The 13,653-nt window shown below is 76.7% G+C and carries 11 protein-coding genes; 4 read left to right on the forward strand and 7 right to left on the reverse strand.

Annotation, left to right across the window (positions count from 1 at the left end; all coding sequences use genetic code 11):
* Window positions 1-70: 70 nt before the first annotated feature.
* Complete coding sequence (locus tag ACI78V_RS01770; RefSeq protein ID WP_456848315.1) at window positions 71-826, reverse strand: MerR family transcriptional regulator; 756 nt, start codon at window positions 824-826, stop codon at window positions 71-73.
* Window positions 827-972: 146 nt separating this feature from the next.
* Here ACI78V_RS01770 and ACI78V_RS01775 point away from each other — a divergent pair, with 146 nt between their 5' ends.
* Window positions 973-1,617: a DinB family protein gene (locus ACI78V_RS01775; protein WP_456848317.1), complete on the forward strand. Its 645-nt coding sequence runs from the start codon at window positions 973-975 to the stop codon at window positions 1,615-1,617.
* Window positions 1,618-1,628: 11 nt separating this feature from the next.
* On the forward strand, window positions 1,629-2,534 hold the full coding sequence (locus tag ACI78V_RS01780; RefSeq protein ID WP_456848319.1) for a haloalkane dehalogenase: 906 nt from the start codon (window positions 1,629-1,631) through the stop codon (window positions 2,532-2,534).
* A gap of 64 nt (window positions 2,535-2,598) precedes the next feature.
* On the opposite strand, the gene ACI78V_RS01785 is transcribed toward ACI78V_RS01780, so the two are convergent.
* The 3 genes from ACI78V_RS01785 to ACI78V_RS01795 form a co-directional block, all read right to left on the reverse strand.
* Window positions 2,599-2,979 (reverse strand): hypothetical protein, encoded by a 381-nt coding sequence (locus ACI78V_RS01785; protein ID WP_456848321.1) that lies wholly within the window; start codon window positions 2,977-2,979, stop codon window positions 2,599-2,601.
* A gap of 152 nt (window positions 2,980-3,131) precedes the next feature.
* Entirely contained in the window at window positions 3,132-4,592 is a 1,461-nt protein-coding gene (locus tag ACI78V_RS01790; RefSeq protein WP_456848323.1) for a diguanylate cyclase domain-containing protein, read from the reverse strand.
* A 122-nt stretch (window positions 4,593-4,714) separates the two neighbouring features.
* Entirely contained in the window at window positions 4,715-5,317 is a 603-nt protein-coding gene (locus ACI78V_RS01795) for a TMEM165/GDT1 family protein (protein ID WP_456848325.1), read from the reverse strand.
* A gap of 348 nt (window positions 5,318-5,665) precedes the next feature.
* On the opposite strand from ACI78V_RS01795, the gene ACI78V_RS01800 reads away from it, so the two are divergent.
* Window positions 5,666-6,760 (forward strand): MFS transporter, encoded by a 1,095-nt coding sequence (locus ACI78V_RS01800; RefSeq protein ID WP_456848327.1) that lies wholly within the window; start codon window positions 5,666-5,668, stop codon window positions 6,758-6,760.
* Here the strand turns inward: ACI78V_RS01800 and larC are convergent.
* The 3 genes from larC to ACI78V_RS01815 form a co-directional block, all read right to left on the reverse strand.
* Window positions 6,745-7,917, reverse strand: coding sequence for a nickel pincer cofactor biosynthesis protein LarC (gene larC / locus ACI78V_RS01805; RefSeq protein ID WP_456848329.1), 1,173 nt, complete (start codon window positions 7,915-7,917; stop codon window positions 6,745-6,747). The genes ACI78V_RS01800 and larC overlap by 16 nt on opposite strands.
* Before the next feature lie 161 nt (window positions 7,918-8,078).
* Window positions 8,079-10,781: a diguanylate cyclase domain-containing protein gene (locus ACI78V_RS01810; RefSeq protein WP_456848331.1), complete on the reverse strand. Its 2,703-nt coding sequence runs from the start codon at window positions 10,779-10,781 to the stop codon at window positions 8,079-8,081.
* A 140-nt stretch (window positions 10,782-10,921) separates the two neighbouring features.
* A complete protein-coding gene (locus ACI78V_RS01815; RefSeq protein ID WP_456848333.1) occupies window positions 10,922-12,577 on the reverse strand; it encodes a GGDEF domain-containing protein in 1,656 nt (551 codons plus the stop codon).
* Window positions 12,578-12,696: 119 nt separating this feature from the next.
* On the opposite strand from ACI78V_RS01815, the gene pheA reads away from it, so the two are divergent.
* Window positions 12,697-13,635 (forward strand): prephenate dehydratase, encoded by a 939-nt coding sequence (gene pheA / locus ACI78V_RS01820; RefSeq protein ID WP_456848623.1) that lies wholly within the window; start codon window positions 12,697-12,699, stop codon window positions 13,633-13,635.
* Window positions 13,636-13,653 lie beyond the last annotated feature (18 nt).

The raw sequence follows: 13,653 nt of genomic DNA on the forward strand, positions 1-13,653 counted from the left end.
CCGGGGCGCCCCTCGTGCTCCGGGTCCTCCAGGTGCCCGGTTGCACGTGGAACGCACCGGAGCGCCGGCCTCAGGCTCCTCGGTGGGCGGCGTTGGCCCGGATCGCGTCGCTGACGTACTGCGCCAGCCCCGGCGCGATCCGCTCGTAGTGCGCGGTGAACCGCTCGTCCTCCACGTACATGCGGCCGAGCCCGGCATGGATCTCGTACGTGCAGTCGTAGAAGTTCCGGCTGATCTGCTGCCGGTGCTCCTCGGCGAGGTCCATCGCCGTCGCGGAGTCGGCAGGGACGCCGTCGCGCAGCGCGGTCGCGAACCGCGACTCGACGTCCTCCCCCTCGGCCTTGACCCGGACCCAGTCGTCCTTGGTGTAGGCGCGGGTCCGCCGCTGCGACTGGGCCCACGCCTCCGTGTCGCCCCACCTCTGCTCGGCCTCGGCCTCGTACTCCTCGGGCAGCCAGTCGCCGAACAGCTCGAACTTCTCCTCGGGGGTCAGGTCGATCCCCACGGCTCTCGCCTCCATCTCCTTCTCCACGGCCGCGACCATGGCCCGGGTCCGCTCCAGCCGGTCCTGCAGCAGGCGGTGCTGTCGCCGCAGGTGCACGGCGGGATCGGCCGACGGGTCGTCCAGCAGGGTCGCGATCTCCTCGAGGGGGAAACCGAGGTCGCGGTAGAGCAGCACCGAGTGCAGCCGGTCCAGGTCGGCCGGCGAGTACTGGCGGTACCCCGCCGCCGTCCGCCCGGACGGCGAGACCAGCCCGATCCGGTCGTAGTGGTGCAGCGTGCGCACCGTGACACCGGCCAGGCCGGCCACCTCTCCCACGTTCACGGTCCCTCCTCTCTCCGACGGGGACGAGTGCACAGCCTGACGTCGCGTCAGGGTCAAGCGCGATCCCGGCCCGCCTGCAGGGGCCCGCGCCGAGCCGGCGAGGCACGGGGGGCAGGCGGGTCCTGTCTGCGGCAGGGTGCGCGGCCATGGACGAGAAGGCGACGCTGCACTCCTACCTGCGGCGGCGCCGGGCAGACCTGCTCGGCAAGCTCGACGGTCTCGACGAGTACTCGGTCCGCCGGCCCATGACGCGCACCGGCACGAACCTGCTCGGCCTGGTCGAGCACGTGGCGTACGTGCAGCTCGGCTACTTCGGCGAGGTGCTCGGCCGGCCGAGCGGCGTCACCTCCCCGTGGGAGGGCGACGGCGCCGAGGACGACGCCGACATGTGGGTGCCCGCCGGTGAGCTCCGTGAGGACGTCGTGGAGCTGTACCGGTTCTCCGCCGCGCACGCCGACGCCACCATCGAGGCGCTGCCCCTGGACGCCGTCGGCGAGGTGCCGTGGTGGCCGCAGGAGCGCCGTCACCCGACGCTGCACACCCTCCTGGTGCACACGTGCGTCGAGGTCGCGCGGCACGCCGGGCACGCCGACGTCGTCCGGGAGTCCATCGACGGCGTGGCCGGCATGAGCGCGGCCGACGCGAACCTCCCCGAGCGCAGCGACGCGGAGTGGGCGGCCTTCCGCGACCGCATCGAGGCGGCCGCGCGGCAGGCCGCCCGCGGTGCGGCCGCGCGGCAGGCCGCCGGCGGTGCGACCGGCCCGACGGGTGTCCCTCCGGGGGATGGGTGAGGATCGCAGGCATGGCCGTCGACGACGTCTCCCCCGAGGACCCCTTCCCCCGCAAGCGCGTGCGGGTGGACCGGCGGGCCGACGGCAACCTCCAGATGGCCTACGTCGAGGTGGGGGAGGGTGATCCGATCGTCTTCCTGCACGGCAACCCGACGTCGTCCTACCTCTGGCGCAACGTCCTCCCGCACGTGCAGCACCTGGGCCGCTGCCTGGCTCCCGACCTCATCGGCATGGGGGAGTCGGACAAGCTGCCCGACCCCGGGCCGGGCAGCTACTCCTTCGCCGCCCACGCCGGCTTCCTGGAGCGCTTCCTCGACGCGGTCGGCGCGACCGAGCGGGTCACCATCGTGGCGCACGACTGGGGGTCGGCCCTCGGCTTCGACTGGGCGCACCGGCACCCCGGCGCCGTCCGCGCCCTGGCCTTCACCGAGGCGATCGTCACCCCGCTGACCTGGGCGGACTGGCCGGCCCCGGCCCGGAACATCTTCCGCACGATGCGCGGGCCGGACGGACCGGCGGCCGTGCTCGAGAAGAACGTGTTCGTGGAGCGGCTCCTGCCGGCCTCGGTCGCCCGCGGGCTGAGCCCCGAGGCACACGAGCGCTACCGGGAGCCGTTCCGCAGCCCCGAGGAGCGCTGGCCGACCCTGGAGTGGCCCCGTCAGATCCCGATCGAGAACGTGCCCCCCAAGGTGCGCGACGTCGTCGCCCGGTACGGGCAGTGGCTGCGCACCAGCGACGTGCCCAAGCTGTTCCTCAACGCCGACCCGGGTTTCCTGCTGGTCGGCCGACCCCGCGCCTTCGTGCGGAAGTGGGCGGCGCTGACCGAGGTGACCGTGCCCGGGGCGCACTTCGTGCCCGAGGACTCCCCGCACGAGATCGGCCGGGCGCTGGCCGACTGGCTCCCGACCCTGCGCTGAGCCGTCCGGGCCCCGCCGACCGGACCGGTCGTGGGCGGGGCGCGGGCCCCGGCCGGACTGCCGGTCAGGCCGGCTGGGCCTCGGCCGCCGCCACGGTGGGGACGACGCCCTCGGTGCCCGGGAACGACCGGTTGCTGAACTCCCTCATCCCCGGACCCCAGCGCCGCATCGCCGACCGGTGCGGGTCGGTCCGGACGAAGGCCACCATCGCGGCCTGGTCGTCCCACCACGACACGGTGGTGAAGTGGCGGGCCAGGGGCCGGGCCCGGAGGAACAGAGAGCGCGCCCCGGGGGAGCGCATGGCCTGCTGCCGGATCGCCAGCGAGTCCCGCAGGAAGGCGGGGACGTCGCGGAAGCGACGCAGGTGCAGCTGGGTGAGCACGACGACGCCTGGGCCGTCACCGACGGCATCGGCCTTCCACGGCAGGTCGGGGATGATGGGCACGGCAGCCTCCTCCACAGCTCGTGAGCCGGAGGTTAGGGCCGCCCTCGACGCGCGTGGAGTGGCTTTGTGCCCCCACCGACCCCGGCCGCCCGCGTGCCGGCTCCCTCACCACCGCGCCGGTCTGCCGCCCGGCCCTGGTGGCGCCGGTCGCCTCAGGCGGGGACGGCGCCGGCTGAGCGCCGGGCGCTCTTGACGCGGTACATGTCGGCGTCGGCGGCACCCAGCGCCGACTCCGGGGTGTCCCCACGGTCGCAGACCCGGGTCCCCACGCTCACGCCGACGCGGTGCTCCCCGCCGCGGGCGTCGGTCAGGGGCGCGTCGAAGGCCGCCGTCACCCGGTCGGCCACCGACCGTGCCGCGCCGGGACGGTCCAGCCCGGGGCAGAGCACGACGAACTCGTCGCCGCCCAGACGCGCCACGGTGTCGCCGGGGCGCACCGCCGCCTGCAGCCGGCCGGCCGCCTGGACCAGCACCTCGTCGCCGACGGCGTGGCCCGCGGTGTCGTTGACCGGCTTGAAGCCGTCGAGGTCGCAGAACAGGACCGTGAGCGGCTCCGCTGCCCGCCGCGTGGGCTCGAGGAGCTGGCCCAGCCGGTCCATCAGCAGCGCGCGGTTGGGCAGGCCGGTGAGGGGGTCGTGCAGCGCCGCCGCCCGCAGTGCCTGCTCCAGCTCGCGCTGAGCCGTGACGTCGGCCAGCGCGACGACCGCACCGAGCAGCGTCCCGTCGTCGTCCCGGATGGACGTGCCCGACGCCACCACCCGGCGCACGGCGCCCCCGGCCGGCGCGATCCCCAGCTCCACGTGCGCGATCCGGCCCTCGCTGAACACCCGGGTGAGCGGGACGCGGTGCGGGGCCAGCGGACGCCCGTCGGGCTCGGTGAGGGAGAAGGCGGGGGGGAGGTCGGCGACGTCGATCCGGGGGTCGGCGTCCACCCCGTGCCACTCCCGGCTGACCTCGTTGAACGCGACCACCCGGCCGTCGGCGTCGGCGGCGACGACGCCGACGGGGAGCGCCTCGAGCAGCGCCCGGACGAACGCCTCGGAGCGGACCAGCTCGGCGTGCGCCTGCTCGGCCTCCCGGCGGGCGATGGTGGTGGCCGCGGCGACGTCGGCCAGCTGACGGACGACGCGGCGGCGCTCGAGGATCGCGACGATCACGTCGGCGAGGTCCCCGAGGCGGTCGCGCTCGTCGTCGGTGAAGCGGTGCGGCCGCTCGTCCATCACGGCCAGCGTCCCGACGGTGACGCCGTCGATGACCAGGTGCGCGCTGGCGTACCCGCGGATCCGGCTCCGGCGGCCGTCCACCCACGGGTTGCCGGCGAAGCGGGGGTCCGCGGCGAGGTCCTCGAAGGCGTGGACGCCCGGCGCCCACCCGGCCAGCTCGGCACTGATCGAGGTGTCCCGCGTCGAGACGCCACCGGGGAACCCGTGCGGGGACAGCTGGTGCTGGTCGTCCCCGCCGAGCAGGTGCACCGTCGCGTACGGCACGTCCGTGACCGCGGCGGCCACCCGGACCACGCCGTCCACCTCGGGGTCGCGGCGGACGCCGAGGACCTCCAGCTCGCGCAACAGCGCGGCGCGGTCTGCGGCGCGTCCGTCCGCCGGCTCGGTCACGGGTCCCACGGCTCCTCGGGTGTCGTGCTGACGCAGGACGGCGCCTCGGCTCGTCCTGCTGCCCCATCGACGCCACCCCCGGTCCGGTTGAGCGGGGCTCCCCCGGACGGGGTGGTCTCGGATCAGGAGGTGAGGATGCGCACCGTCTCGACGGCGGCCACGACGGCGAAGACCAGGAACAGTGCGGCCGCCACCCGCCGGATGAGCGCGACCGGGAGGCGGTCGGCCAGCTTCTTGCCGAGGAACACCGCGAGCCCGGAGACGGTGAGCAGCGCGGCCCAGGCGCCGACGAACACCGACACGGGGTCGTCGAGGCGGGCGGCGAGCCCGGCCGTGGCCAGCTGGGACAGGTCGCCCCACTCGGCGGCGAACAGCACCCCGAAGGAGATCGACGCCGCCCGCAGGAACGATGTCTGCTCGCGCCTCTCGGCCGCCTCCCCGGCGTCCTCCGGCCCGCTGCGCGCGCTGCGCCACAGCAGGACGGCGCCGACCAGGAACAGCACCGCGACCACACCGCTGACCAGCGCCTGGGGGAGGAGTGAGAGCAGGCTCCCGGCGGTGACGGCGATGGCCACCTGGAGCCCGAACGCCGTCCCGACGCCGACGAAGACCGGCAGGGGGGCGAACCGGGTGGCCAGCACCAGGCTGGCGAACAGGGTCTTGTCCGGCAGCTCGACGGGCAGGACGAGGGCGAACGCGGTCGCGATGACCGTCAGGGACAGCACGGGGACTCTCTTTCCGCTCGGCACTGCCGGGCGGGTGCGGGCAGCCTCCGACCGGCAGTGCGGGACTGCTCCGGTCGAAGGTCTCGCCCACCCACGCGCAGGCGTGGGCCCGCTGACCGGGCGGCCACCGGGGTGGCGCGCCAGCATGTCGACCAGCGGACGGGGGGCTACTCCCCTTCTCGACCGCAGAGCCTAACCGAGGGCCCGGCGGACCCGGTGCGGGCGGGCCGGCGCCGCGCTACGGTCCGCGGCATGCCGTTCCGTTGACGCCGGTCCACGGCCTCCCTGCCCCCTGCGGCACGGCCCGTCGCGCGGCTGGCCGTGGGCTGGGCCGCACTGTCGGAGCTGGTGCCCTACTACCCGCTCTACGCGCTCCTGTTCCTCGACACGGGGCTCTCCGGAGCGCAGGTCTCCGCGCTGTTCGCCGTCTGGTCGGTCAGCGGCCTGCTCACCGAGGTCCCGGCGGGCATCCTGGCCGACCGGTGGTCGCGCCGCGGCGTCGTCGTGGCCGGCGGCGTGCTCCAGGCGGCCGGCTTCGTGGTGTGGACCGCCGCCCCCGCCACCGCGGCCTTCGCCGTCGGGTTCGTGCTGTGGGGGGCGTCCTCCGCGCTGGTGTCCGGCGCGGCCGAGGCGCTGGTGTACGAGGGGCTGGCCGCGGTGGGCGCGGCCGGCACGTACGCCCGCGTCAACGGCTGGATGACCGCCGCCGAGCTGCTCGTGCAGGTCCCGACGGCGTTCGCGGCCAGCGCGCTGTTCGCCGTCGGCGGCTACCCCCTGGTGGGCTGGGCCAGCGTGGGCGTGTGCCTGGCCGCCGCCGCCCTCGCGCTGCGTTTCCCCGAGACCGGGCACGTGGCCGCGGAGGAGGGCGACGAGGCGACCGTCCCGCTGTGGCAGGGGGTCGTCGAGGCGCTGCGCCGTCCGGGCCTGCGGCTCACCGTCCTCGCCGTCGCGCTGCTCGGTGGCCTGGACGCGATGGAGGAGTACTTCCCGGTGCTGGCCGGCGACTGGGGCGTCCCGACCGCCGCCGTGCCGTTCGCGGTGCTCGCCACCGCGCTGGCGGGAGCACTGGGTGGCGCCCTGGCCGGCCGGGCCGAGCGGCTGCCCGACCGTGCGCTGCCGGCGCTGCTCGGCCTCGCGGGGCTGCTCCTGGTGGTCCCGGCGCTGTGGGCGCGGCCGGCGGCGCTGGCGGCGCTGGCCGCGGCCTACGGCCTGTACACCGCCGTCCTGGTGGTCGGCGAGGCCCGCCTGCAGCACCGCATCACCGGGCCGCACCGCGCGACGATCACCTCGGTGGCCGGTCTCGGTGTGGAGATCGCCTCGCTGCCGGTGTTCGCCGCGTGGGCGGTGGGCGACCTGGCCGGGGTGGCGCTCGTCGTCCTCGTCGTCGTCCCCCTGGTCGGAGCGGGTCTGCGGGCCCGCGCGCCGGCTCAGGCCGACGGGTAGGCGGCCTGGGCGGCGGCGGTGGCCGCGCGCAGCACCTCCTTGACCGGCAGGCCGCGGTCGCGGGCGAGCGCGGCGACGTCCTCGAACTCCACGCTGACGTTGACCAGCCGCCCGTGGTCGCGAGCGAGCTTGACCCCGACGCGGCCGCCGAGCAGCTCGACCGCCGTCGTGGCGCGCTCCAGCTCCACCTTGCCGACGGGCACGACCCGGAGGCCGATCGTTGAGGTCGTGGTGAAGACGGCCCGCCGGACCGCGTCGACCGCAGCCGGCGGGCACAGCGCCGACAGCGTGTGCGCCGGCCGGCCCTTCTTCATCAGGATCGGTGTCAGCCAGGCGTCGGAGGCCCCGGCGGCCAGCAGCGCCTTCAGCACGCCGGGCCACAGCCGCGGGTCGAGGTCGTCGACGTTGGCCTCGAGCACGACGGGGGACGCCGGGGTGGGGTGCGCCGGTTCCCCGAGCACGAGCCGGACGACGTTGGGCAGCTGCTCGGGGTCGCGGGCGCCCGCGCCGACGCCCACGCGGTGTACCCGCATCGGCGGCAGCGTCGTCCACTCGTCCACCCGTGCGGCCAGCAGGGCGGCGCCCGTGGGCGTGCAGGCCTCGGCCGGCACGGGGCCGGCGTGCACCGGCACGCCGGCGAGCAGGTCCAGCACCGCCGGCGCCGGGACGGGCACCACACCGTGCGCGCTGCGGGCCGAGCCGCTGCCCAGGGCGACGGAGGAGGCGGTCAGCCGGTCCAGCGCCAGGTGCTCGAACGCGGCGACCACGCCGACGACGTCGGCCAGCGCGTCCAGCGCACCCACCTCGTGGAAGTGGACGCTCTCCGGCGCCACCCGGTGCACCCGTCCCTCGGCGACGGCCAGCCGTTCGAAGACCGCCAGCGCGCCCTCGCGCACCGCCGGGGCCAGGTCGGCCGCGGCGAGCAGGGCACGGACGTCGGCCCAGGTGCGGTGCCCGGCCGACGGCGGGGCGTGCACGTGCACGCGGGTGGCACCCAGGCCGTGCCGGGTGACCTGCTCGGTGCTCAGCCCGACGCGCTCGACCGGCAGCGCGGCGACCGCGGCGGCCGGGACGTCGAGCGGCACCCCGGCGTCCACCAGCGCCCCCAGCAACAGGTCACCCGACGCCCCGGCAGCCAGGTCGAGCCACCCGATCACCCTGTCGTCCTACCGGAGCACACCGCGGCCAGGTGCCGTCCCCCTCGTGCGTGGAGCCGCACGTGTCCCGGTGCGGAGCCCTCCGGCCCCCGCGACCGGTCCACCCCGGCCGAAGGCCGTGCCGGGCCCGGGTGCGGCCGTCGCCCGGCGGGGCGACGGTGTCACCGCCGGGTCCTGCGGGCGATCCGGGCGGCGAAGACGCCGGCGGCGTGACCGTTGTCGATGTTGCTCACCACGACGCCGGGCGACGCCGAGTTCAGCATGGTCAGGAGCGCGCTGAACCCGCCGAACGAGCCGGGCTGCCCGGTGGAGGTCGGGACGGCGACGACCGGCACGTCGGTCGTCGCGCCGACCACGCCGGCCAGCGAGGCGTCCATGCCCGCGACGACGACCAGGCAGTCGACGTCGTCGAGCAGGGCGCGGTCGGGCAGCCCGTGCCGGATGCGACCGCCGCCGACGTCGTCCACCCGCACCACCTCGGTGCCGGTGACCCGGGCGGCGAAGGCCGCCTCGGCGGCCACGGGCAGGTCACCGCCGGCGCCGCAGAGGACGCCGATGCGGCCGGCGGGTTCGGGCAGCGGGCCGACCGCCGCCGACATCGCCGCGGCGTCGACGGTGGTGTACGCGTCGTGCTCGCTGGCCAGCGCGACCAGGGTCTCGGCGGTGGCCCGCACGACCACCGCGGGCCGGTCGGGGAAGTGCCGGCGCGCCTCGCGGACCAGCGACAGGACCTGCTCGGTGCTGCGCCCGGTGGCCCAGATGACGTCGGGTTCGGCCGGGGCGCTCGGCAGCGGCGCCGCGGCCGGGGGAGCCGCCACCGCGGCCGGCGGGACCGGGCCGAGGGCGGGCTCGGCCGGGCTGCCCAGACCCAGCGGCGGGTCGACGGGCTCGACGAGGAGGGGGGCGAAGCCGCCGGGGTCACCGGCCGGGTCGTCCAGCGGGGAAGGCTGCACGGCAGGGACCCTAGGCGCCGCCACGGTCGTCACCCGGGTACCGGCGGGGGCCGTGTCCTCCCCTCCGGACCCGTCCGTCACAGGCGTCGCAGCCGACGTCGACGGGCCGGAGAGCGCGTCGAGCGGACGGTCGCCGGCGCGGGTCTGCGTCTTCGCCGACAGCCGGACGACGCGGTCGCGGCCGCGGCGCTTGGCGTCGTAGAGCACCCCGTCGGCGGCGGCGAACAGGGTGCGGCGGTCGTCGCCGCGGGTGGCCGAGGCGATGCCGACGCTGATGGTCACGGGCAGCTCCACACCCAGGCTCGCCCAGTCGTGGGCGGCGACGGCGCGACGGGTGCGCTCCAGCGCCCGCTCGGCCTGCTCGGCGGTGGTCTCGGGCAGCAGGACGACGAACTCGTCACCGGCCCAGCGGCAGACCTCGTCGGTGTCGCGGACGCCGGCGATCAGCAGCTCGCCCACCGTGCGCAGCACCGCGTCACCGGTCGAGTGCCCGGCGGTGTCGTTGACCTCCTTGAAGCGGTCGACGTCGACGACGGCCAGGGCGGGGGCGGCGCCGGAGGACAGCAGCACGTCCAGCCGCGCCTCGGCGTAGCGCCGGTTGGGCAGGTGGGTGAGCGGGTCCTCGTAGGCCTGCCGGCGCAGCTGCCCGGCGGCGCGCTCGGTCTCCAGCAGACTCTTGCGCCGGCCGAACAGCTCCACCCAGCGGGTCCGCCGCTCGTCGACCCGGTCCAGCTCGTCGGCGAGGTAGGCCTGCAGGTAGGGCAGCGCGCGGCCGGCGTCGTCCAGCTCCGAGTGCAGCGTGCACAGCTCGCGCAGCGCGGCCCGGCGCAGCCGCGGCAGCCCGTGCTCGGTGGCGGTGGCCAGGGCCCGGGCGAGGTGCTCGTCGGCGCCGTGGCCGTCGCCCTGGCGGCGCAGCGCGCGGCCCACGGCCAGCAGCGCGGCCGACAGGAGGCCGCGGTCGCCGTCGGCCGAGGTCACGCGGACGGCGGCGCGCAGCGGTGCGGCCGCCGCGGTGTGCTCGCCGAGACCCACCAGCGCCCAGCCGTGCACCACCTGGGCCGCGACGACCGCCTCGGCGGCCTCGGGCGGCAGCAGGGCCAGTGCCCGCTCGGCGAGCACGCGTGCCTCGGCGAAGTGCGCCTCGGCGGCCTCGGGGACGCCGTCGTCCAGCAGCGCCTCGCCCAGCTCGGCGCACAGCTCGCCGAGCCGGGTGGCGGTGCGGGCCACGAGCACGTCGGGTCCGCCGTCGTCGGGGGTCAGCACCCCGGGCGTCGCCGCGGCCGCGCCGGCGGCCTCGTGCGCCCGCCGCTGGTAGTCCAGCGCCAGGGGCATGAGCTCGAGGTCGGCGAGCACCGCGGCGAGGGTGCCGAGGGTGTCGATGAGCAGCGGGGACGGCGGCAGCGCGGCGTCCAGCAGGCTGGCGGCCTCCACCGCCTCGTCCATCGCGGCGTCGATGCGGCGCGACAGCAGCTCGATGCGGGCGTGCCGGGCCAGGCCGGCCGCGCGCTGCAGGTCGTCGTCGCTGGCGTCGAACGCCGCCTTGGCCGAGCGCACCAGCGCGATCGCCAGGGCCGCGCGGGACGCCGACTCCGCCCGGGGGTCGCCGTCCTCGCCCGCCCCGGGGCCGGTCGGAGGGCCGTCGAGGAGCCCGGCCACCCCGGCGTGCAGGTCCAGGGCGGGCGGGCTCCCGGTGCCGTGCGGCGGCTCCACCGGGTCGCCGACCAGCGTGAACCCGGCGACCCGCAGCCGCCGCACCAGCAGCTCGGCGCGCAGCGTGTCGGCCCAGGCGCGGCCCAGGGTGGCCGGCGCGTCGTCGCGGGCGGAGGCCTCGTAGGGGGAGACGTCGGTCTCGACGTCGGCGAGCAGCTCCTCGGCGTCGTCGAGCTGCCAGTTCGCCAGCGCAGCGGTCACCCGTCGGTGCAGGGTCCCCGGTGGCACGAGCGCACTGTGCACGTCGTCCCCCGCGGAGTCGAGCACCGCTCGTGGGGCGCGCCGACGGTTGTGACGACCGTCGTCCGTTTCGTCACAGCCGTCCCATCCGGGCTGCGTGCTCACGAGGCGTCCTCGTGCGGCGCCTGCCCGCCCGGGGCGCGCACCCGGTTGCGACCGCTGCGCTTGGCGGTGAACAGGTGCAGGTCGGCGGTGTCGAACAGGGAGCGCCACGGGACCGGCTCCTCGCCGGCGCCCGCCGCGGTCGCGACCCCGATGCTCACGGTCACCGGCTCGGTCAGCTGCAGGTCCTCCCAGTCGGCGCCGGCCACGGCGGCGCGCAGCCGCTCCATGGCGACCAGCGCCTGGCTCTCGGTCGCCGTCGGCAGGACGACGAGGAACTCGTCGCCGGCCCAGCGGTACACCTCGTCACCGGCGCGGCTGTGCTCCAGCAGCAGCGCGGCCACCCGCCGCAGCACCTCGTCGCCGTGCGAGTGCGAGGTGTCGTCGTTGACCTCCTTGAAGCGGTCGACGTCGACCACGGCCAGCGACAGCGGCTCCTCGCCCAGGCGCAGGGTGCCCAGCCGCCGCTCCGCGCTGCGCCGGTTGCCCAGGCCGGTGAGGGGGTCCTCCATGGCGTGCCGCCGGAGGACGGCGGTCTGCCGCTCGGCCTCGCGCAGCCGGCTGCGCCGCACGAACATCTCCGCCCACAGCTCCCGGCCGCGGGCGTGGGCCCGCCCGGTGTCGGCGCGGTAGGCCTCCAGCCAGTGCAGCGCCTCCGCGGGGCGGCCCATCGCCGCGGTGCTCTGCCCCAGCTCCAGCAGGCACTGGCGGTAGCGCCGGCGGTCCCCCGTCGCGGCGAAGGCCCCCGCCGCGTCGACCAGCAGGTCCGTGGCCTCGGCGCCGTGCCCGCCGCCGGCCTGGGAGCGCGAGAGCCGGGTGAGCAGCCGGGCCAGGACGAGGTCGGTGTACCCGCGCAGCCAGATGCCGCCGTCGCGGTGGACCCGCCGGTGGGCGCTGCGCAGCGGCCCGAGGGCGTCGTCGAGGTCGCCGCGGCAGGTCAGGCCCCACGCCTGGACGACGTCCAGCAGGTCCTGCTCGGCGGGCGTGGGCTCCCAGTCGAGGGCACGGGCGGTCCCGGCGCACTCGACGGCGACGTCGGCCAGCTCGCGGGACCGGTCGAGGTCGCCGCGCCGGTGCAGGGTCTGGGCCAGCTCGGCGTGCTGTTGGGCGCACAGCTGCAGCAGCCGCCACTGGTCGGCGAGGTCGGGCAGCGCCGCGGCGACCCGGTGACCCGACAGCGCCTGGGCGACGGCGAGCTCCTCGAGGTCCAGCGCGGTGAGGGTCAGCGACAGCCACCGGTGGGTCTGGTGCAGCGCCCGCGACGGTCCGCCCGCGCTCGGGCTCTCGGCGATCAGGCTGGCGTCGATGGCCATCAGCATCGCGGCGTCGACGTGGTCGGAGGCGACCTCGACGTGGGCCAGGTAGGCCAGGGTCAGCGCCGTCCCCGCCGAGGGTGGGCACCGGACCAACGCGTCGCGGGCCGCCCGCACACCGACCGCGGCGGCCTCCCGGTCCCCCTCGAGCAGGCCCCGCTGCGCGGCGAACGCGTGCTGCCACGCGGTCCAGTGCGGCTCGGTGGTGGCCAGGAGCGCGGGCTCGGCCCGGTCGTGCTCGCGGGCGAACACGGTGGGGTCGTCGTGGTGGCTGGCCGCCAGCAGCCGCCAGAGCGCGTCGTCGAGACCCTCCTCGACGAGACGGTCCGGGCCGGCGGTCACGCATCCCTCCATCGACGGGTCAACGACCGGGGGGCCGCCCGGATACGCGGAGTGACGCAGCTCTCCCGGGCGGGGCAGGCGCTCCGGCCCTCCCGCACTACCCTCGTCGGATGCCTGCGATGCCTTCGAGGCGGCCTCCGACTCGGTTCGCCTATCTCGGGCCCGAGGGTACCTTCGCCGAAGCGGCCCTGAGCAGCGTCGTTCCCCCGGGCGAGGGGTCCCGGCAGCCCGCGGTGAGCGTCCCGGCCGCGCTCGCCGCCGTCCGGTCGGGGGCGGCGGACGCGGCGCTCGTGCCGATCGAGAACTCCGTCGAGGGCTCGGTGCCGGCGACCATGGACGCGCTGGCCGACGGTCCGCCCCTGCTGATCACCCGCGAGGTGTTCCGGGCGGTCTCCTTCGTCCTCGCCGTGCGGCCGGGTACCGACCTGGCCGCCGTCCGCAGCCTGGCCAGCCACCCGCACGCGCTCGCGCAGACCGCCCGCCGGCTGGCCGAGCTGCTCCCGGGCATCGTCCCGTTGCCGGCGACGTCGACCGCGGGCGCGGCCCGGCAGGTGGCCGAGGGGGAGGTCGACGCCGCGGTCTGCGCGCCGATCGCCGCGCAGCGGTACGGGCTGACCCCGCTGGTCGACGACGTCGCCGACCACCCCGGCGCCGTCACCCGGTTCGTGCTCGTCGCCCCGCCCGGGCCCCTGCCCGCCCCGACCGGCAACGACAAGACCTCGCTGGTCGCGGTGGTCGGCGACCGCACCGGCGCCCTGCTGGAACTGCTGCGCGAGTTCTCCGTCCGCGGGATCAGCCTGACCCGCATCGAGTCGCGTCCCACCCGGGAGCGCCTGGGCGTGTACTCGTTCTCGCTCGACTGCGAGGGCCACGCCGCCGACGCCCGGGTGGGGGAGGCGCTGGCGGGGCTGCACCGGGTGTGCGACGACGTCCGGTTCCTGGGCTCCTACCCGCGCGCCGACGGCCGGGAGAACAAGCCGGTGCCACCGACCGCCGCCGACGACGCCTTCGCCGAGGCGGCCGGCTGGCTGCAGGCCGTGCGCGAGGGCCGCGTCTGAGCCGGGCCCCCACCGCCG

Source organism: Geodermatophilus sp. SYSU D00742, from assembly GCF_054049935.1.